16 protein-coding genes are annotated in these 19,059 nt (G+C 71.5%); 5 read left to right on the top strand and 11 right to left on the bottom strand.

All coding sequences use genetic code 11. From position 1 onward, the window contains the following. Nucleotides 1-59 precede the first annotated feature (59 nt). The 4 genes from ACQPZP_RS30575 (at nt 60) to ACQPZP_RS30560 (ending at nt 5,848) form a co-directional block, all read left to right on the top strand. The gene (locus ACQPZP_RS30575) at nt 60-1,256 is read left to right on the top strand and encodes an ROK family protein (RefSeq protein ID WP_433473176.1); all 1,197 of its coding nucleotides are present in this window, start codon (nt 60-62) and stop codon (nt 1,254-1,256) included. Nucleotides 1,257-1,389: 133 nt separating this feature from the next. Then, the gene (locus tag ACQPZP_RS30570; RefSeq protein ID WP_433473175.1) at nt 1,390-5,178 is read left to right on the top strand and encodes a glycoside hydrolase family 2 TIM barrel-domain containing protein; all 3,789 of its coding nucleotides are present in this window, start codon (nt 1,390-1,392) and stop codon (nt 5,176-5,178) included. Between the two features lie 80 nt (nt 5,179-5,258). Next, nucleotides 5,259-5,567 (top strand): hypothetical protein, encoded by a 309-nt coding sequence (locus ACQPZP_RS30565; RefSeq protein WP_433473174.1) that lies wholly within the window; start codon nt 5,259-5,261, stop codon nt 5,565-5,567. Beyond that, the gene (locus ACQPZP_RS30560; protein WP_433473173.1) at nt 5,564-5,848 is read left to right on the top strand and encodes a hypothetical protein; all 285 of its coding nucleotides are present in this window, start codon (nt 5,564-5,566) and stop codon (nt 5,846-5,848) included. Before ACQPZP_RS30565 ends, ACQPZP_RS30560 begins: the two co-directional genes overlap by 4 nt. Before the next feature lie 15 nt (nt 5,849-5,863). Here the strand turns inward: ACQPZP_RS30560 and ACQPZP_RS30555 are convergent, their stop codons facing one another. From ACQPZP_RS30555 to pdhA, 10 genes are all read right to left on the bottom strand, one after another. Next, nucleotides 5,864-6,973, bottom strand: a complete 1,110-nt coding sequence (locus ACQPZP_RS30555; protein WP_433473172.1) for an AAA family ATPase — start codon at nt 6,971-6,973, stop codon at nt 5,864-5,866. Then, nucleotides 6,970-7,620: a nicotinamide riboside transporter PnuC gene (pnuC, locus tag ACQPZP_RS30550; protein WP_433473171.1), complete on the bottom strand. Its 651-nt coding sequence runs from the start codon at nt 7,618-7,620 to the stop codon at nt 6,970-6,972. The genes ACQPZP_RS30555 and pnuC overlap by 4 nt, the downstream gene beginning before the upstream one ends. A gap of 39 nt (nt 7,621-7,659) precedes the next feature. Further along, nucleotides 7,660-8,394, bottom strand: a complete 735-nt coding sequence (locus ACQPZP_RS30545) for an anti-sigma factor (protein WP_433473170.1) — start codon at nt 8,392-8,394, stop codon at nt 7,660-7,662. Further along, nucleotides 8,391-8,990 (bottom strand): ECF RNA polymerase sigma factor SigK, encoded by a 600-nt coding sequence (gene sigK, locus ACQPZP_RS30540; RefSeq protein ID WP_433473169.1) that lies wholly within the window; start codon nt 8,988-8,990, stop codon nt 8,391-8,393. Before sigK ends, ACQPZP_RS30545 begins: the two co-directional genes overlap by 4 nt. A gap of 65 nt (nt 8,991-9,055) precedes the next feature. Continuing rightward, entirely contained in the window at nt 9,056-10,480 is a 1,425-nt protein-coding gene (locus ACQPZP_RS30535) for a High-affinity nickel-transporter (protein WP_433473168.1), read from the bottom strand. Next, a complete protein-coding gene (locus ACQPZP_RS30530) occupies nt 10,477-11,787 on the bottom strand; it encodes a tetratricopeptide repeat protein (protein WP_433473167.1) in 1,311 nt (436 codons plus the stop codon). The genes ACQPZP_RS30535 and ACQPZP_RS30530 overlap by 4 nt, the downstream gene beginning before the upstream one ends. Beyond that, complete coding sequence (locus ACQPZP_RS30525) at nt 11,787-13,370, bottom strand: DUF4331 domain-containing protein (protein ID WP_433473166.1); 1,584 nt, start codon at nt 13,368-13,370, stop codon at nt 11,787-11,789. Before ACQPZP_RS30525 ends, ACQPZP_RS30530 begins: the two co-directional genes overlap by 1 nt. 229 nt (nt 13,371-13,599) lie before the next feature. Next, complete coding sequence (locus ACQPZP_RS30520) at nt 13,600-14,883, bottom strand: dihydrolipoamide acetyltransferase family protein (RefSeq protein ID WP_433473165.1); 1,284 nt, start codon at nt 14,881-14,883, stop codon at nt 13,600-13,602. Continuing rightward, a complete protein-coding gene (locus ACQPZP_RS30515) occupies nt 14,880-15,896 on the bottom strand; it encodes an alpha-ketoacid dehydrogenase subunit beta (protein ID WP_433473164.1) in 1,017 nt (338 codons plus the stop codon). The genes ACQPZP_RS30520 and ACQPZP_RS30515 overlap by 4 nt, the downstream gene beginning before the upstream one ends. An 11-nt stretch (nt 15,897-15,907) precedes the next feature. Continuing rightward, on the bottom strand, nt 15,908-17,032 hold the full coding sequence (gene pdhA, locus ACQPZP_RS30510) for a pyruvate dehydrogenase (acetyl-transferring) E1 component subunit alpha (RefSeq protein ID WP_433473163.1): 1,125 nt from the start codon (nt 17,030-17,032) through the stop codon (nt 15,908-15,910). Nucleotides 17,033-17,175: 143 nt separating this feature from the next. Between pdhA and ACQPZP_RS30505 the strand changes: the two genes are divergently transcribed. Further along, nucleotides 17,176-17,808, top strand: a complete 633-nt coding sequence (locus ACQPZP_RS30505; RefSeq protein WP_433473162.1) for a GntR family transcriptional regulator — start codon at nt 17,176-17,178, stop codon at nt 17,806-17,808. 426 nt (nt 17,809-18,234) lie between these two features. Here ACQPZP_RS30505 and ACQPZP_RS30500 read toward each other — a convergent pair whose 3' ends face one another. After that, nucleotides 18,235-18,936, bottom strand: coding sequence for a GntR family transcriptional regulator (locus ACQPZP_RS30500; protein WP_433473161.1), 702 nt, complete (start codon nt 18,934-18,936; stop codon nt 18,235-18,237). Nucleotides 18,937-19,059: the final 123 nt, after the last annotated feature.

The following is a 19,059-nucleotide window of genomic DNA, read 5'->3' as shown; positions in this document are numbered from 1 at the left end:
CTTTCATAAGTAGATTGGCAATAATGTCGTCCGTCCGCCGATCGCTGTCAAGGGGTGCCGTGCCGCAACACTCTCTCCACGGGGGCGACCCGTCGGTGCTCCGCCGGCTCAACTCCGCCGCGACGCTGCGGGCGCTGCGCGACGGCGGTGAGGCCACGCTGTCGGAGCTGGCCCGCCGCGTCGGGCTGTCCCGGCCCACCACCGAAGGCGTGCTCGGCGAGCTGATCGACCGCGGCCTGGCCGCCGAGAACGCGCCGCGCCCGGGCGGCGGGCTCGGCCGTCCCGCCCGCCGGTACCGGTTCCGCGCCGAGGCCGGGCACGCCCTCGGCATCGACATCGACGCGCACCGGGTGCGGCTGGTCGTCGCCGACCTCACCGGCGAGGTCGTCGGCGGACACCGCGCCGCCCTGGACGCCGAGGCCCCGCCCGGCGAGCGGATCGCGGTGGTGCGCGCCGCGGTCAAGGCGTGCCTCGCCGAGCTGCGCGTCGACCGGCAGTCCCTCTGGGCGGTCGCCGCCGGCACGCCCGGCGTCGTCGCCCCGGACGGGACGGTCACGTCCTGCACGGTCGTGCCCGGCTGGGAGGGCGTCCACCTGGCGCGCGAGCTGGGACGCTCGTTCCCCTGCCCCGTCGTGGTCGAGAACGACGCGAACCTCGCCGCGATGGCGGAACGTTGGCGCGGCGCCGCCCGCGCCGCCGACGACGTCGTCTGCGTCTACGCGGCCCTGCACACCGGCATGGGGGCGCTCATCGGCGGGCGCCTGCACCGGGGCCGCTGGGGAGCCGCCGGAGAGATCGGCATGCTGGACGAGCTCGGCCTGCGCGACACGACCGCCGCCCTGGCGGGCGCCGGTCCCGGCCCGGCCTCCGAGGAGGCGGAGAAGGTCCTCGACGCGGCCGTGGAGGGCGTCCCCGAGGCGAAGGCCGTGCTCGAGCGGCTCGCCGCCCGGATGGCGCGCGGCGTCGCGGCGATGGCGCTCGCCCTCGATCCCGAGACGATCGTGGTCGGCGGGCCGCTGGTCGGGGCCGGTGACGCGCTCGTCGCCGAGCTCCGCCGGCAGGTCCGGCCGCTGTGCCTGAGCCCGGTCCGGATCGAGGCGTCCGAGCTGGGGGACGAGTCGGTGGGGCTCGGCGCCGTCCGGCTCGCCCTCGACCGGATCGACGAGGACCTTTTCCGCCTCGACCGCCCGTCCGACCGGGACGGCGGGTCCGGAACAGGCGAGGAACGCCAAGCGCGGCCGTCTCCGCTGGCATGAAGCGCCACTCCTGACTCCATGCGTTGACCATCGTGTGATGCGCACCTAGCGTCCCAGGTGTACTTGATCTAGACGGGTGTACTTGATCCAGCTCGGGCGTCAGGGGGCCTGCCCGCGAGGAGGCGCCGCGCCGATGACCGCGTTCCCCCGATTCCGTGCCCGCGGCAACGATGATCGATACGTGCACCGCGTCCTGGTCTCGTGCCTCGCGGCGTTCGCGCTGGTCGCGTCGGCGCTGCCGGGCCTGGCCGCCGCTCAGCCCGGGGCCGCGCCGCCCTCGGACGTCTACACCTATCTGGACGATCCTGAGATGGTGGGGGAGGGGCAGGAGACCCCGCACTCCGTCCTACGCCCCTATGAGAACGCCCCCCAGGCGATGGCCGGGAAGCCCTCACGATGGACAAAGTCACTGGACGGCGACTGGAGTTTCGCACTCGCGGACCGTCCCACCGAGGTGCCGCAGGGCTTCTACGAGCAGGGCTACGACACGTCCGGCTGGCGCCATGTGAAGGTGCCGCACACGTGGCAGAGCGACCGGCTCGACCATCCGATGTTCCGCAACATCCCCACCGAGGTATGGCCGGACACCCCGCCCAAGACGCCGCATGACGTCAACCCGACCGGCGCCTACGTGAAGACGCTCGACGTGCCGGTCTCCTGGGACGGCCGCCGCACGCTCCTGCGCTTCGAAGGCGTCGTCAGCGCGTACTTCGTGTGGGTGAACGGGAAGTACGCCGGCTACGACCAGGGCGGTTACACCCCGGCCGAGTTCGATATCACCGGCCTCGTGCACAAGGGCGCCAACAAGGTCGCCGTCCAGGTGCACCGCTGGAGCTCCGGCTCCTACATGGAGGACTACGACCAGTGGCGGTACAGCGGCATCTTCCGCTCCGTCTGGGCCTACTCCACTCCGAAGACGTATCTCCGTGACGCGACCATCACCACTGACCTGGACGACGCCTATCGCAACGCCACCCTGAACGTGGGTCTGGTCGTGGGCCGCAAGGACGGACCGCAAGGCGAGCACAGCGTTCGCGCCACGCTCATGGACCCCCAGGGGCAGACGGTGCAGCGCTTCTCCCGAAAGACGTCCGTCACAGGTGACAGCACGTCCGTGCGGTTGACGGCACCTGTGACGAACCCTGCGAAGTGGTCGGATGAGACACCGAACGTCTACACGCTCGTCCTCGAACTGGCCGACGCGCAGGGACACGTCGTCCACACCACCGCAGAGACGCTCGGCTTCCGCGAGATCGAGGTGAAGGACAAGCAGGTCCTCGTCAACGGGAAACGCATCCTCGTCAAGGGCGTGAACCGTCCCGAGACCGACCCCGACACCGGACGGCACCAGACCCGCGCCCGCATGGAGTCGGACGTGGCGCTGATGAAGTCGCTCAACCTGAACGCCCTCCGGACCGCGCACTACCCGTCCGACCCCTACCTGTACGAACTGGCAGACCGGCGCGGCCTGTGGATCGACGACGAGGTCGACATCGAGACCCACAACTGGGAGGACTGCAACCGGGCGGGCGACCGGGACTGCCTCGCCGACCGTCCCGAATGGCAGAAGGCGTTCCTCGACCGGTTCCAGGCGATGATGGCTCGCGACAAGAACCACCCGAGCGTCCTCATGTGGGACACCGGGAATGAGGCGGGGCTGGGCGCCGCGCACTACAAGATGGCCGACTACGCCGACGCCACCGACCCCCCCCGGCCGCTGTACCACCAGTCGAACAGCCCGGACGGCGACGCCCCGTTCGCGGACGTGTGGGGCCCGCGCTATCCGACCCCGGCGCGGCTGGAGGCGCAGGCGGTCGCCACCCAGAAACCGATCATCATGGGCGAGTACGCCCACGCGATGGGCAACAGCCTCGGCAACTTCCGGGAGTTCTGGGAGGTGATCCGGCGGCATCCGCAGACGCAGGGCGGGTTCATCTGGGACTGGGCCGAGGCCAACCTGCGGCAGCCCGTCGTCACGACGCCGGACGGCTCCGGCAACGGCGTCCTCGCCTGGTTGCAGGGTCTGCCGAAGACCGTGGACGGCCATCGCGGGAAGGCCCTGTACTTCTCCGGCCTTGACGACTTCGTCGAGGTCTACCGCGACCGTCGCTTCGACCTGACCGGGACGTCCGTCACGCTGGACTCGTGGGTGAAGCCCGCCCGCCCGTGGACGGGCGACTTCACGATCGTGGGGAAGGGCGACCACTCGTACGCGCTGAAGATGTCGAACGAGAACACGCTGGAGTTCTTCGTCCACAGCGGCACATGGCGGACGGTCCGGGCACCCGTTCCGGCGAACTGGCACGACACGTGGCATCGGGTCACCGGTACCTACGATGGGACGGCCATCCGGCTGTACGTCGACGGTCGCGAGGCCGCGTCCGTGCCGTTCACCGGGAAGATCGACCGGTCGTCCGGGGACGTCAACGTCGCCCGCAACTCCGAGACCATGCAGGACGGCTACCGGGGCCGCATGGCGCACGGCACCATCGACGACGTCCGCATCTACGGCCGCGCGCTGACCCCGGACGAGCTGGGCGCGGGTGCCGACCCGAAGACGGACGCCGTCCTCGCGCTCGACTTCGACCGCTTCGACACCAAGGGCACGTTCCTGTCGAACGGCGAGAGCCTGTCGGGCGATGACGGGCTCGTCGGTTCCGACCGGTACGTCCAGCCGGAGACGGCCCAGCTGTCGTGGGTGCAGTCGCCTCTGCGGGTGACCCGGGCCGATGACGGGACGGTGTCCGTCGCCAGCGAGCGGGTCTTCGCCACCAGCCCGGTCGAGATGCGGTGGCGGTACACCGAAGGCGCCCTGACGCTTTCCTCCGGCAAATCAGCAGTGAACTTGCCGCCGGGCGGGACGAATGAAGTGCGAATTCCTTCACCGCCCGCCAACCCGTCCAATGCTGAACGATGGCTGACCGTGGAAGCCGTGGAGAACGGCCGCGTGGTGGGCTTCGGTCAATTCTCCGCCGGTGGCACGGAAGTCCCTGGAATCAAGAAGAAGGGCACCGGCGTAGTCAGGAGCGAGGATAAAGGGAAGGAAATCATCGTCACCGGCAGGGGATTCCGGTACGTCTTCGACAAGTCCAAAGGCACGATGACGTCCATGCGCGCCGGCGGGCGGGAACTGCTCCGCACCGGCCCGGAACTCGACGTGTGGCGTCCCCCGATCAGCAACGAGACCTACACCTGGGGGCGTGCAGAGGGCGAGGACTGGCGCGGGCTCGGTTTGGACCGCCTCGCCACCACGCCGACCGGCGTCAACGTCACCGGCGGCGACCGCGTGACGGTCGAGATCACCGCGAAGAGCGCGGCGCCCGACCATCCCGACGCCTGGTTCGACCAGACCGCCACCTACGTCGTCGACGGCGCCGGCCGGATCGAACTGACCCACCAGGTCGTCCCGCAAGGCCAGGTCAGAAGCCTTCCCTACCTGGCCCGCGTCGGATACACGCTCAAGGTGCCCGACCGGTACAAGCAGTTCGCCTGGTACGGGCGCGGCCCGGTAGGCAACTACAACGACCGCAAGAACGGCACGCCCATGGGCGTCTGGTCGTCCACGGTCGACGAGCAGTACGTGTCGTATTACCGGCCCCAGGATCACGGCAACCACGACGACGTCCGCTGGACGATGCTGACCGACGGCCATACCGGACTCCTGGCCGCCGGCCTGGACGGAACCATCGAGGCGAGCGTCACCCCGTACGACGACCTGGACCGCGCCCTCTATCCGTTCGCCCGCGTCCGCAACCCGGGCTGGAACACCCTCCACATCGACCATTCGGTCACCGGAGTGGGTGACACGCCCAATCCCGTCCGGGCCGAATACCAAACCCGTCCGGATCGCACCTATACCTACAAAACGCTTTTGTGTCCTCTTACACCGGCAGAGGTCAATACGCTGCGTTTCTCGAAATGACCCTCCGTCCTGTCGGTGGGAGGTTGTAGGGTCCCCGATGTACGGGTGAGCGGGGACCGAACAAGACGGACAGGAGCGACATGAGCGCACAACCGGTAGAGCCCCTCCTTCCGGGGCAGGTTCACCGAGTCCCGCGGACGATCAGGGGCATCAGCGACTGGCTGCCCGAGCAGAAGCGCGACCAGTTCATCGAGGAGGTCATGGCCGCCAAAGAGGAGGACGACTACAACAACGTCATGGACGGCTGGTGGGCCGAGGTCCACCTGGACCAGATCCCCGATCGCGCGGAGCGTCGCGCCAGGGCGATCAAAGAGATGGAACAGGGCAGGAAGGTCTCGATCGACGAACTCCGGGCCCGATGGCAGCTCCGAAACGACGATGCGGAGTGACCACTGCCAAGAGTGGATGGACCGTCTTCTGCTCGGAATCGGTATGCGAGGTCATGGAGTCGATGCCCTCGTTGAGGGAGTTCTTCGTCGAGTTCTTCTGTGACTTCGCTGCGAAGGCAGGAACTGCGGTCAACCTTGGGCATGCCCCACCGGGGAAACCCCAGGATGACACCGGTGTCGCCTACAGCCTCCTTCTGGGGCGCTCCGAGATCTTCATCGAATACGTGATGATGGCGGACATCAAAGAGTTCTTCGTTACTCGGATGCTCTGCCGCTGGTGAGGGAGCGGCCAAGGGCTAGGGCTTCAGTGGGGTGTTGAAGGTCCAGCCCTTGGCCAGCAAGGCGTCGGTCGCCGCTACGGCGGTGGCCAGGCGGTGTTCGTGGGGGCCTGTCACGGTGATGTGCGGCAGGTCCTGTTTCTCAAGTTCTTCCTCGAAGCGGCCCGACATCCACGATCGGATCGACTCGCCGTCGCGCCAGCCGTCCTGCTCGAATGGGACGCCCTCCGGATCGGTCAGGATCCACAGGTGATGCGGGGTCCGTTCGTGGACGGCCTCGACCTCGGGCGCCGGAGCGCCGAGGTAGCGCTCGTGCCAGATGGCCGTGGCGAACGCGTCGGTGTCGCAGACCAGCAGCGGTGACCCCGACCGGGCCGCCGCATCCTCCAAAGCCGCGTGGTGTTCCGCGATCTCCGTGAACTCGGCTGATTCCCACACCAGGTCGTCCAGCCACAGCGACGGGTCGCCCGCCCGCCGGCGCGCAGCGGCCAGCTTCTCCTCGGTGAACGTCCGGCCGTACTCGGGCACCCAGCGGGTCGCGGCCCAGACGCCGCCCCGCCCGGCGTAGTGCGCGGCGAGCGCACGAGCCAGCGTCGTCGTGCCGGTCGACTCGGCGCCCACGACCACGACCCGGCGCGCCAGATACGCCTGGACGGGCGGCGATAGGAACTCCCAGTTCCCCGCGGGATCGTCCCGCACGGCGGTGCCGCTGACCGGAAAGCGGTCACGCGGCGGGTCGACCGGGACATGGACGGCGGAGAAGCGCTCCGCCAGCTCCGGGCCGTACGCCTCCGAGCTGAACACCGCGTCCACCGGAGGCACGTGCACCCCGAGACCCGACCGCATCGCGAGCCCTGCCCGGAACGCCATGACATGCGCCGACCAGATCTCGTCGGAGTCATAGTCGATCTCCACGTCGTCCACCACCGGGAAGATCTCCACATGCGGCTGCCGGTGGATCTCGCGCAGCCAGGCCGCCCGCAGCGCGAGCGGGATGCTCTCGACGGTGGACGCCGCGACGACCACGCTCACCCGGGCGCAGGTCGCGGCGGCCGTGTCAACCAGGTGCCGGTGGCCGGCGTGCGGCGGATAGAACTTGCCGATGACGAGGCCGTGCGCGTACGTCATGCGGGCGCCGCCGCCGGGCTCACCGCCTGCGCGCGCAGGTCGCGGCGCCAGGCCAGCAGGCCGAACACGCACAGGGTCAGGAAGATGACGTACAGGGCGCTCGTGAGCTTCAGGTCCTTGTAGAAGTAGAGCGGGATGTACACGAGGTCGGCCGTGATCCACAGCCACCACGACTCCAGCAGCTTCCGCGACTGGCCGTAGGTCGCCATGAGGGAGATGGCGGTCGTCAGGGCGTCCCAGAACGGCACGGTCGAGTCCGTCCAGGTGGAGAGCGCCCAGGTCAGGAACGCGGTGCCCGCCGCGCCGGCCGCGACGAGCATCGCCCACTCCTCGCGCCGGGTGCTCCTCACCGGCAGCTGGTCGCGGCCGTCTCCGCCGTACAGCCACACCCACCACCCGTAGACCTGCAGCGCGACGTAGACGACCTGTAGGCCGGCGTCCGCGTAGAGGCCGCCGTCCAGGAACACGAGGCCGAGCAGGATCACGTTGGCGATGCCGATCGGCCAGTTGAGGATGTTCTGCCGGACGACGAGCCACACGTTGACCGCGCCCGTCGCGAAACCGAGCAGCTCCGCCCACGTGGTGGGGACCGACCCGAGATGGAAGGCGGGATCGAGCAGCGGGCCCAGGGGAACGTTCACCGACATGCCGCAATGATCACATATCGTCAGAGAGACGACAAGTGGTCAGAGGGCGCTGAGCAGGACGAGCGGCGTCGTGGTCGGCTGCGCGGAGCCGCCCGCGGGCTCGACGGTGACGCCCAGCTTGTCGGACGGGCGCCACGTCCCGGCGACGACCGGGCGGCTCCGGTCCGCGGGGAGCAGGCCCGCCGAGCGGGGACCGGCCGCGTCGATCAGCCACAGCTGGTACGCCTGCGAGGACGGCAGCGTCCGCAGCCCCGCCGACGCCACGACGACCCGGCCGCGCGACGCGGACGCGACGATCGTCACCGTCCCGCCGCCGGCGGCGCGGCCCGTCGCCGAGCGCGCGTCCGGTGCCGACAGGACCGAAGCCACGTCCTGGTAGGCGGCCTCCGACCGTTCCACCCGCTGCCGTTCGTTGATCGCCACCCCGACGGACGCGGCCGTCACCAGGCACGCCGCCGCTGCGAGCCCGGCGGCCACGCCGCGGCGCCACCGTCTCGGCCGCATCGGCCGCACCGTGGCCGCCCGGCGCGGGGAGACCGGAGGCAGCTGCCTGACGTTCCGGATGTCCGCCATGACCTGGGCGCGCAGCCGCGCCGGCGGGGCCTCGGCGACCGCCGTGCCCAGCCGGGCCGTCGTCGCCCGGAACTCGCGCAGCTCGGTCACGCAGGTCTCGCACCCGGCCAGATGCGATTCGAACAGCCGCCGCTCGTCGGCGTCGTCGATCGCGTCCAGCGCGTACGCGCCGGCGAGGGCGTGCAGATCGTTCGTCGTCATCGTTCGACCCCCAGGCAGTCGCGCAGGCGGATGATGCCGTCGCGCATCCGGGTCCGTATCGTGTTCGGAGGCGCCCCCACCAGTTCGGCGACCTCCCGGTAGGAGTGCCCGCCGTAGTAGGCGAGCGTCACCGACTCGCGCTGCAGGTGCGTCAGCGTCCGCAGGCAGCGCCGCACCCGCTCGTGTTCCAGCCGGGCCTCCACCCGCTCGCCCACCGGGTCGTGCGCGGCGCCCGTCCCCTGGTGGGCGGCGGGGTGGGCGGCCCGCGCCTCGCGTTCGCCCGCGCTCTGCTCGCGCCGCACCCGGTCCACGGCCCGGCGGTGCGCGATCGTCATGATCCACGCCATCGCGCCGCCGCGGTCCGGGTCGTACCGGGTCGCGGTCCGCCACACCTCGATCATCACTTCCTGCGTCACCTCCTCGGCCATCGCCGGATCGCGGACGACCCGCCGTATCAGCCCGTGCACGGGCGCCGCCACCACGTCGTACAGCATCTCGAACGCACGCTCGTCGCCGCGCGCCGTCCGGCCGAGCAGCGCCTCGGCGTCATGCCCGGACACCGTCCCGTTCTCCGGCGGTCTCGTTTCCGCTGGCATGCCGCGCTCCCCTCGGTAGGCCGTCCCTCCGGCACTACGCATCCGGGGCCGCCTCGGATCGGACGTCACACGACCAGGCTGCGCAGCGTGAGCCCGAGCCCGAGCACGACGACCGTGGCGGACGTCCCTATCGGCATCATTCCGCCTGGGAGCCGCAGCCGCTTGGCCGGAATGCGCCGCGCGAGGGCGCGCCCGGAACCGAGGACGAGAAGACCGACCGACACCAGCGCGGCGGCCAGGCCGAGCCCGTACGCCAGGACGAGGACGACCCCGAACCACGCCCGCCCGATCGCAGCCCCGCCGACCAGCACAACCACCGCGGACGGGCTCGGCACCATGCCCCCCGCCAGCCCCATCAGCACGACCCCGCCCCGCCGCGAAGCCCCGTGCCCATGTCCGTGCCCATGTCCGTGCCCATGTCCGTGCCCATGTCCGTGCCCATGTCCGTGCCCATGTCCGTGCCCATGTCCGTGGCCGTGGCCGTGGGTGTGGTGGCGGTTGTGGAGGGCGCGGCGCAGCAGCAGGGCTCCCGCCGCCGTGACGAGGACGCCGCCCGCCGCGCCGAGCCAGGGGAACAGCGTGTCCGGTGCGAGCAGCGAACCGGTCGTCACGAGCAGGCCGAGGGCGAGCACACCCGCCGTGTGGGTGAGCGTGACCGTCAGCCCCAGTGTGAGGACGTCCCGCGTCCGCCGCCGCCCGTTCCCGATCGCGTGCGCCGCCATGATCGTCTTGCCGTGGCCGGGGGCGAGCGCGTGCAGGGCGCCGAGCAGCAGCGCGATGAGGAACGCGAGCGCGGCGAACCCCGGAGTGAGGTCGTGCCGGGCGACGAGGGAGGTGAACCGCTGCGTGAGCCCGTCCGTGCCGCGCGGCAGCAGCCGCTCGGGCCCGGCGCCGGACGCGGGCGCGGCCAGCGGCGGCCCGCCCTCCCGCACGTCCAGGGTCGCCGACCGCTGGTCGAGCGGCGAGGCGAGCATGTCCTCCGGGTAGGCGGTGAGGCGCCGGCTGCGCGACGACTCCGGCACATCGGACGCGGCGAGCGTCATCCGGTCGCCCCGTGCGGTGATCTCCCGCCAGCCGATCCGGCCGGCCGTCCCGCCGTCCCGGAAGGAGATCGCCCCCGGTCCGGCGGGCGCGGTGATGCGGCATTCGAGCCGCAGCGTCGGCAGCCCGGCCTGCCCGGGAGGGGCGGTGGCGGCCGCCGACGCGACGGACGCGGTCACGGCGCGTCCGCCCACCGTGATGCGGAAGGACGACGCCGCCCTCCGGCACGACCCGTCCGCCCAGGCGGCCAGCTCGCCGGCGGACTGACGTCCGTCATCGTCGGCGTCGACCTCCGGCATCGCCTGCGCGGCGGGGATCTCGGCGAGGTCCTCGACATGGTCGATCCGCAGTTCGTGCGGGGCCACGACGAGCCCGTCATAGCGGTTCACGGTGAAGTTGCCGAGCGGATGCGCGGCGAGCATGCCGGCGGCGAGGGCGAGCGCGATCACGGCGCACCTCCCAGATCGTCCAGGGCCGCCTTGGCGCGAGGCGCCCACAGCGGCGCGAAATTCGGGTTGCGGCGCAGCGACTCGGCCAGGTCACGGCGGGCCTCGGCGCGCTTTCCGAGGGCCTTCTCGATGGCGCCGAGGTGGTAGCGGAACTGCGCGCGGCGGTATCCGGTCGCCGTCGCCTGGCGGGCGTAGCGCAGCGCCTCCCCGTCCCGCCCGTTGACGTGCAGCGCCCAGGCCAGCGCGTCCGCCGAGTGGACGCTGCACTGGCGGACGTCCGCGCCCGGGCAGCGCCGCTCGTACTCGGCGCGCGCCGCCCGCAGCGCCTCCTTCGGATCGCCGTGGTCGCTCTCGAACAGCGCGGTCTCCAGGTCGGCGTCGACCCCGTTCGCCTTGGCGATCCGCGCCCACGCGGTGCCGACCGCGTACTGCCCCTTCGCCTCGTCCCGGCGGCCCTCCGACTCCAGCAGCTCCCCGTACTCGGTCAGGTACTGCGGCAACGGCAGCCGCCGGACGATCTCCGCCCGGTCCTTGAGCGCGGCCGCCGTGTCGCCCTGCGCGGCGCGGACGCGGGCCCGTCCGTCCAAGGCGGGCATGGAGCCGGGGGAGAGGCGCAGCGCCTCGGCGTACTCGCGTCCCGCCCGGCCGAGGTCGCCGTCGTTCCAGGCAAGCTCGCCCAGCTGTGTCGCGATGTAGGCGAGGTCGCCGCGATCGGTGGCGGAATCACGGGCCAGCTCCAGGACCCGGCGTGCTTCGGCGACCTCCCCGCGCAGCTCCCGCACGTACGCGAGCCGCGTGAAGATCGGGATGCCCGGTCGTGTCGTGTCGGCGCGCCGGGCGGCGGCCAGGGCGTCGTCGTAGCGTCCGAGCTCGACCAGCGCGTCCACCCGGACGGCCGCGGCCCGCTGCCCGTAAGGGTTCGCCTTGAGGGCGCCGTCCGCGTACCGCAGCGCCCCGTGGAAGTCGTGCCGCGCCGCCGCGAGCGCGCCGAGCCCGGCCAGCGCGCCGTCGTTGCCGGGCGCCTCGCGCAGCGAACGGCGCAGCACCTCGTCGGCCTTCGGGTAGTAGGTCGGGTCGGCGGTCAGCCGGGCCTGCTCCACGTACGCGGCCCCGAGCGACGCCCAGCCCGCGGCGTCATGGGGCTGCTCGCGCAGCCGCTTCTGCAGGCCGGCGATGCCGGAGCCCGGGACCCCGGCCGGGCTCGCCGCGGCGGGCGCGCCGGACGTGCGGCCGAACAGGACCGCCGATCCGAGCGTGAGCGCCGCGACGAGCCCCGCCACCGAGGCCCCGGTGAGGAGGGGACGCATCAGTTCTCGTGCCGTCCCGTCGCGGGGCGCCTGCGCCGCCACCACAGCAGCCCGCCGGTCAGCACGAACGTCCCCGCGCCGGCCAGCGCCGCGGTGGGCAGCAGCGGGATCATCCCGCCGTCGTCGTCCGACCCGGACGTGCTCTCGGTCGCGCCGGCGTTGAGGAAGTTCACGGTCTCGCCGTCCTTCTTCTTCGACGCGCCGGACGCCTTCGCCCCGGACTGCTTCGCCCCGGGCTTCTGCGCGCCGCGCACGTCCGACCCCGAATGGGGCTGCGCCACGTACGGGAAGGACTTCTCGAACCCGACGTCGTTGGCGTTGACCGCGTCGCCGAGGTCGTTCTTCTTGCCGAGCAGTTCGCCCTCGACGGCCTGCAGCGAGATGTCGATGACGTCGTCGGTGAGCCGCCGCCCGTTCGGGAAGCCCGCCTTGTCGCCGCCGAGCACGCCCAGCCGGTTCGGCTTCGCGACCGGCTTGATCGAGGTGTTCAGCCGCAGCAGCTCGGCCGGCCGCACCTTCGCCGGCTGGTTCAGGCCCGGCACGCCGGTGAGGAACGCCTGGACGAGGTCGTTGCGCGGCCCGGGCGGTGCCGGGATCTTGTAGATCTTCTCGATCAGCTTCGGCAGCTCGGGGTCGGTGACGAACCCGGCGAACTGGGCGTCCCCCCACGGGGTGGAGGCGTTGAACGTGTCCTTCTTGCCGCGCGGGATGACCACCTCGTTGACCAGCGGGCTCCCGAGCCGCGACACCTGCGTGTACTGACCGGACGCGCCCAGCCGCTGCACCGTCGAGTTGACCCCGATCACCGGGTCCTTGCCCTTGACGAGATGACTGGTCGGCACCTGCAGCGCGACCGTGTTGACGTTGTAGCCGCTCAGGGTGTCGTTGCCGACCTCCTTCAGGTTCGCCCCGTACAGCAGGTCGAAGACCCGCAGGTCGAGGAAGAACGAGTCGTCGGCCTGCCCGGCGAACGACGTGATCCCGTTGCCCGCCGCCTTGACGGCCTGGGAGCGCAGCTTCGCGTAGTCGGGCATGGACGCCTTGCCCACGTTGGACGGCGCGACCGGTGCGTTGTCGACGAGCTTGTGGATGCTGTGCAGCCGGCCGTCCACGCGCCGGACCAGCGTCAGGTCGTAGGTCTGCGTGAAGTTGAGGTCGGGGTCGTCCAGGCTCGTCACCGGACCGGTGTTGTAGAGGAACGTGTTCCCGTTCTTCAGCCGGTCGTGGAACTCGAACCGGAACGTCAGGTCGGGGAGCGAGTCGCCGTCGTTGTCGACGTTCAGGTCGTAGCGGGCGTCCCGTGCGAACTTGTAGAAGTTGGGCCCGCCCGCGGGGTCCTCGAACGGGATGAAGTTCGCGATCAGCGTGGTGGTGTCCGGCTTGTCCGGACTGACGAACGCGTAGACGTCGGTGTTGTCGTACTGCGGCTGCCCCGAGATGAGCGGCGCCTCGCGGTGGCTGGACGCGGTGCCCTGCCTCGGTGCGAGCCCCGCGAGCCCGCCCGCGAGCAGCATGCCCCCGGCGGCGACCATCGCGACGACCCGTGCCCTGGACGTTCCCCCGGCTGGATGGAGTGTCGGCATCGTGGAACCCTCGCCGGTCTCCGGGTGCCCGCCGCGGCGGCGCCGTTCCGTGGCGCTGGGCTACGTTGCCGCGACGCCGGATCGACCGGTTTCTTCGCCATGCCCGCGGATACTTCGCGCGCCGCGCCGGATCTGATTGGTCGGTCCCGCCGGCTGGCCGGATACGGCCACCATCGAACCCCGGCCTCACGGTCGACGTCGCCGGAGGCCGGGTCGTGCTCTGCCCCCGTCAGGCCACGATGAGCAGCGGGTTCTGGAGCAGCTCGGCGAGGCGGGCCAGGAACTTCGCGCCCGTCGCGCCGTCGGTGGCGCGGTGGTCGACCGAGAGGGTCACCGCCATGCGCTTGCCGGGGACCACCTGGCCGTCGCGGACGACCGGCTCGTCCCGGACGGCTCCCACGGCGAGGATCGCCGCCTCCGGCGGGTTGATCACCGCGGAGAAGGAGTCGACGCCGAACATGCCGAGGTTGCTGACGCTGAACGTCCCGCCGCTCATCTCCTGCGCGGAGAGCCTGCCTTCGCGGGCCTTGCCGGCGAGCTCGCGGGTCTCCTGGCCGATCTGCGAGACGCTCTTGCGGTCGGCGTCCCGGATGACGGGGACGACCAGGCCGTCCGCGACCGCCACCGCGATGCCCACATGGACGCGCTTGTGGAAGAGCAGGTTCTCCTCGGTGTAGGAGACGTTCACCGCCGGGTGCTCGCGCAGCGCGGTCGCCACGGCCTTCACGACCAGGTCGTTCACGCTGACCTTCGCCGGGGCGAGAGCCTCGTTCAGCGTGGCGCGGAACGCCAGCAGCGCCTCGGCGTCCACCTCGCGGTTCAGGTAGAAGTGGGGTGCCTCGCGCTTGCTCTGGGTGAGCCGCTTGGCCGCCACCTTGCGGAACCGGTTCAGCGGGACGGCCTCGACGTCCGGGTCGTCGGTCTTCGCCTGGACGGGCTGAGCCTGAACGGGCCGGCCCTGGACGGGTGGGGCGGACGGCGCGGGAGCCGGGGCGGGGGCCTGGACGCCGGCGCGCACCGCGGCCTCGATGTCGGCGCGGACGATGCGCCCGCCCGGCCCCGATCCGTTCAGCGTCGCCAGCTCGATGCCGTGGTCCCGGGCCAGCCGGCGCGCCAGCGGCGACGACGGCGGCCGGGACGCGGCCGGACGCTGCGGCGCCGGCGCAGGGGCCGCAGCGGGCGCGGGAGCCTCGGCGACCACCGGCGCGGGCTCCGGCTCCGGTTCGGCGGCCGGTGCCGGTTCGGCGGCGGGCTCGGCCGCGGGCGCGGCGGCGCCGCCGACCGGCGCGATCACGGCGATCGGGGCGCCGATCGCGGCGGACTCGCCCTCGGCCACGAGGATCTTCTCGAGCACGCCGGCCTCGTAGGCCTCGTACTCCATGACCGCCTTGTCGGTCTCGATGTCGACGATCACGTCGCCGACCGCGACCTCGTCCCCCGGCTGCTTCTGCCAGGAGCTGATGACGCCCTCCTCCATCGTGTCGGAGAGGCGGGGCATGAGGATCTCGGTCATCGGGCGGGCTCCAGGACGGGACGGCCGGTCGCGCGGAGCGTGGCGCGGACGGCGGTGAGCAGGGATTCGGCCGACGGCAGCGCGGCCGTCTCCAGGGACTTGGCGTAGGGGAGCGGCACCTCGGCCATCGCGACCCGGCGGACCGGGGCGTCCAGCCAGTCGAACGCGCCCTCCTGAATCGTCGCGGCGATCTCGGCGCCGATCCCGTAGGTGAGCCAGTCGTCCTCGGCCACCACGGCGGAGCCGGTCTTGCGGACCGAGTCCACGATGGTCCGCCGGTCCAGCGGACGCAGGCTGCGCAGGTCGACGACCTCGGCGGAGATCCCCTCGGCGGCGAGGGTCTCGGCGACCTCCGCGGCGACCCGAGCCATCCGGGAGTAGCCGATGATCGTGATGTCGGTGCCCGGCCGGGTGACGGCGGCGCGGCCGATCTCCGCGGGCTCGATGTCCTCGACCGGCGCGGGCAGCTCGCCCTTGCTGTTGTAGAGGGCGAGGTTCTCCAGGAACAGCACCGGGTCGTCGTCGCGGATCGCGGCCTTCAGCATCGCGGACGCCTCCGCGGGCGTGCTCGGCGCGACGACCTTCAGCCCCGGGATGAACGAGTAGAACAGCTCGACGTTCTGCGAGTGGGTGGCGCCGAGCTGCTGACCGCCGCCGCCGGGCGTGCGGATCACCATCGGCACGCTGGCCTGCCCGCCGAACATGCCGTAGATCTTCGCGGCGTGGTTGACGATCTGGTCCAGCGCGAGCAGCGAGAAGTTGATCGTCATGATCTCCACGACCGGCCGGAGGCCGAGCATGGCGGCGCCGATCGCGGCGCCGACGAAGCCCTCCTCGGCGATCGGGGTGTCCCGGACGCGGCGCGGCCCGAACTCCTTCAGCAGGCCCTCGGTGATCTTGTAGGAGCCCTCGAAGAGGCCGATCTCCTCGCCCATGAGGAAGACGTTCTCGTCCCGGAGCATCTCGGCGCGGAGCGTGTCCCGGAGGGCCTGGCGGTAGGTCGCGGTTGCCATGGGGGTGCCTCTCAGGAACCGAATACGGGGTCGGCGGGGAGCCGGCGGAGCTCGCCCTGAACGGGGGTGGCGTAGGTGTAGTCGAACAGCGTGGACACCTCGGGCGCGGGGCTCTCGTCGGCGAAGGCGGCGGCCGCGTCGACCTCGGCCTTGATCTCGGCGTCCAGCCGGTCGCGGTCGTCGTGGGAGAGGATCCCGGCCTCTTCCAGGTCCAGCGCCATCCGGGCGAGGGGGTCGGCGGTCTTCAGCGACTCCTTCTCCTCCTTGGACCGGTAGCGGGCCGGGTCGACGACCGAGTGGCCCTTCAGCCGGGGGCTGACGGTCTCCAGCAGGTAGGGCCTGCTCTCCGCGCGGGCGCGCTCGACGGCGACGCGCGCGGCGTCCCGCACCGCGACCACGTCGGTGCCGTCCACCCGGGCGCTCTCCATCCGGTAGGCGGCGCCGCGCCGGTACAGCTCGGGCTCGGCGGAGGAGTTCTCCACGGTCGTGCCCATGCCGAGGCCGTTGTTGATCACGACGAAGACGACCGGGAGGTTCCAGAGGCCGGCGATGTTCAGCGACTCGTGGAACGCGCCGATCGCGGTCGTCCCGTCGCCCATGTGGCACATGACGACCTCGTCGCCGCCCTTGTAGGACACGGCGAGCGCCGCGCCGGCCGCGAGGGGCACCTGGCCGCCGACGATCCCGTACCCGCCGAGCAGCCGGGCCTCGGCGTCGAACAGGTGCATCGACCCGCCCCAGCCCTTGGACACGCCCGTGGACCGGCCGTACAGCTCGGCCATGACACGGTCCGCGCCGATGCCCTTGGCGATGGCGTAGCCGTGCTCGCGGTAGTTCGTGAACAGGTAGTCGGTGGGACGCAGCGCCGCCATCAGCCCGACGACGGTGGCCTCCTCGCCGAGGTTCAGGTGGCAGTAGCCGCCGATCTTGGCCTCGGTGTAGGCGCGGGCCGCCCGCTCCTCGAACCGCCGGATCAGCAGCATCTGCCGGTAGTAGCCGACGAGCGTCTCGGCGTCGGCCGCCGGGGCGGGCGTCGCCGGCGTCGCGGCGGTCTTCGACCGGGGGGCCTTGGCGCCGCGCGTCCTCCGGGCGCGGGCCGGGGCGGCCCTGTTGGCCGACTGGACGGTCTCAGCCATCGGCGACCTTCCTCTGTCCGGGGCAGCGCCGTAGGATCGCCACGACACTCCCGATCATCTTTGATCTATGATCGATCATATTCGAGTCTACTCGCCGATCCGTCAAGAGTTACTTACCGACGCTCCGTCTAACATGTGATCCCGTGAACGCGCCGATCCCCGCCCAGCTGCTCCGCACCGGACTCGCCGACCAGATCCGCGAGTTCATCGTGGAGGGCATCAGCTCCGGCCGGTGGGAGCCGGGCGAGCGCATCGTCGAGCGCCGCATCGCCACCGAGCTCGGCGTCAGCCAGGGCCCGGTCCGCGAGGCGCTGCGCCAGCTGGAGGCGCAGCGGCTGATCGAGTCGCTGCCGAACCGCGGCGCCCGCGTCCGGGACTTCACCGAGCGGGACCTCGCCGAGATCTTCCCCGTCCGCGCCGGGCTGGAGCGGACGGCCGTGGAGCTGGCCCTGCCCCGGCTCGCCGGCTGCCTGGACGAGCTGGAGGAGCACAACCGCAGGCTGGGTGAGGCCGCGCAGACCGGCGACCTGCACGAGCAGATGCGGCTCAGCATCGCCTTCCACCGTCAGATCGTCGAGACGGCCGGGAACCGGCTGCTGGTCTCGGTGTGGGAAGGGCTCGGGATCGAGCTGTGGACGACCCTGTCCCTCCGCCTGCACCACACGGAGATCTACTCCAAGTCGGCCGAGCACGCCGAGCTGATCGAGGCGTTCCGCCGCTCCGACCCGCAGGCCCCGCAACTGCTCCACGACCACGTCATGAACTACGCGCCCTAGCGCTCACCGCCGAGTCGGTGCCGGCTGGCCACTGTCGGCCCATGATTCGCGCCCGTCTCTCCAAAATGCGCAGGTAATCTGCTTTGCGGCGGACGAGCCGCCGAAAAGTAGGTCTCAAAGTAGGACGGAGGTCGATCTGACATGACCTGCGACGAATGCGGGAGCAACCTCTCTCCCCGCGAAGGGAGAGGGCCCCGCGGAGGCGTGATCGAGGTCTGGGTCTGCACGAAGGACACGTGCCCCAAGAAAGGCCAGCCACAGTAGGGCCGCCTGTGCGGCCCACCTGGAGTGAGGCGGACGGAGAGGTTCGCTGATCCGTGGCCTCGGCTCCAGCCCAACACACTTGGCCGCGGTCGCCGTGACCGGTCTTCGGATCGTTCACCGGCGGCCGCGGCCTCCTTTGTTCAGGTTTGAAAAGAGCCCTGATCACTCCTTCTCGCGGTAGGCCTTCGTGAGCTGTGACTCCGCGTCGTCGAGGTAGGAGCGCAGTTCCCGTTCGGCCCCCGCCAGGTCGCCCCGCGCCATCAGGTCGTAGATGCGCCGGTTGCGGGCGAGGTACGGCTCGTGGAACTCGCGCGGCGAGCCCATTTCGTGGAACACGAGCCGCATCTCGGCCAGCAGGTGCCGGGTCATCTCGTCCACTCGGGGGCTGCCCACCAGCGCGGCGAGGGCCTGGTGGAAGCGGATGTCGGCGGTCCCCACGTCCGGCCAGCGCCCGGCCGCGGCGGCACGCTCGCCGTCCAGGACCGCGGCCTCGACCCGGCCGAGCGCCGCGCGGGTGGTGTCCGCGGCGCACCGCACGCCCTCGCACTCCAGGATCCGCCGGACCCGGTACAGGTCGGCGAGGCCGTCGGCGGTGACACGGCGCACGAACACGCCGCGGTTGAACTCGTGGACGAGCAGCCGCTCCTGCGCGAGCAGCCGGAACGCCTCGCGTACGGTGTTGCGCGAAACCTTCAGAGCCTCGCCCAGCTCCTCCTCGCGGACCCGCTCCCCGGGCGCGAGGCGCCCGTCGGTGATGTTCTCGCGCAGCAGGTCGGCGATCCGCGCGGCGGTGCTGGTCCGGTCGAGATCGTGCCGGGCGGCCGCGATGTCGGTCAGCCACGAACCCTGCGCCGGCACGGGCATCAGCCACCTTCCCCGGGGTCGGCGCGGGACGCCGCGCGCGATGGTGTGCCCGTCAGCCTAGCGGCAGTGGCAGGAGAATGCATCAACATGTCTCTTGATGGATTGTTGAACAATCTCTACCCT

This window comes from Spirillospora sp. CA-142024 (assembly GCF_050942325.1).
Lineage (GTDB): Bacteria > Actinomycetota > Actinomycetes > Streptosporangiales > Streptosporangiaceae > Spirillospora.
This window is presented reverse-complemented; position numbering and strand designations above follow the sequence as displayed.